This window comes from Cellulomonas fimi, from assembly GCF_028527925.1.
In the GTDB taxonomy this organism is placed as follows: Bacteria; Actinomycetota; Actinomycetes; order Actinomycetales; family Cellulomonadaceae; genus Cellulomonas; species Cellulomonas fimi_C.
The window spans coordinates 1-584 of record NZ_JAPESW010000169.1 but is presented as its reverse complement, the minus strand read 5'-3'; the positions used below and the strand labels follow the sequence as shown (position 1 = coordinate 584).

Genomic DNA, 584 nt, shown 5'->3' with positions numbered 1-584 from the left:
CGCCTGGCCTATTGCGAAGAACTCGGCGCCCAGGGCGGCGTGGTGCGCACCGATGGCCTCGAAGGGTTGCGGGATTTCGGGCCGTTTGATGTGATCCTCGACCCGGTCGGTGGCAACTATGCGGCGCTGGACCTGAAGCTGCTGGCCCTGGACGGCCGCTGGGTATTGATCGGCTTGATGGGCGGCCGTGAGGCTCAGTTGGACTTGGCGCAGGTACTGGGCAAGCGTATCCAGTTGTTGGGCTCGACCCTGCGCAGCCGCAGTGATCAGTTCAAGGCCGACCTGTTCAGTGACTTGAGCCAGCATGTGTGGCCGTTGTTTGTTGAAGGGCGGCTGAGCCCGCAACTGGCCAAGACCTTCCCGATCAAGGATGCCGAGGCGGCGTTTGCCGAGCTGGCGACCAACCAGATTTCCGGGAAGTTGGTGTTGGTGATCGACGAATCTTTGGCCTGAATTGCAACGCGATCAAAACGGTAGGAGCCGGCTTGCCGGCGATGGCGGTGTATCGATGAAGAATGTTTCATCTGACCCGCCGCCATCGCCGGCAAGCCGGCTCCTACAGGGAGCGGTGTGTCAGGTCCAAT

Annotated in this window: 1 protein-coding gene; it reads left to right on the top strand. The window is 61.6% G+C overall.

Annotated features, from left to right (window positions below; genetic code table 11):
* A partial coding sequence (locus OMK64_RS21515; protein WP_272730163.1) for a zinc-binding dehydrogenase occupies positions 1–453 on the top strand: 453 nt, incomplete at its 5' end.
* Positions 454–584 lie beyond the last annotated feature (131 nt).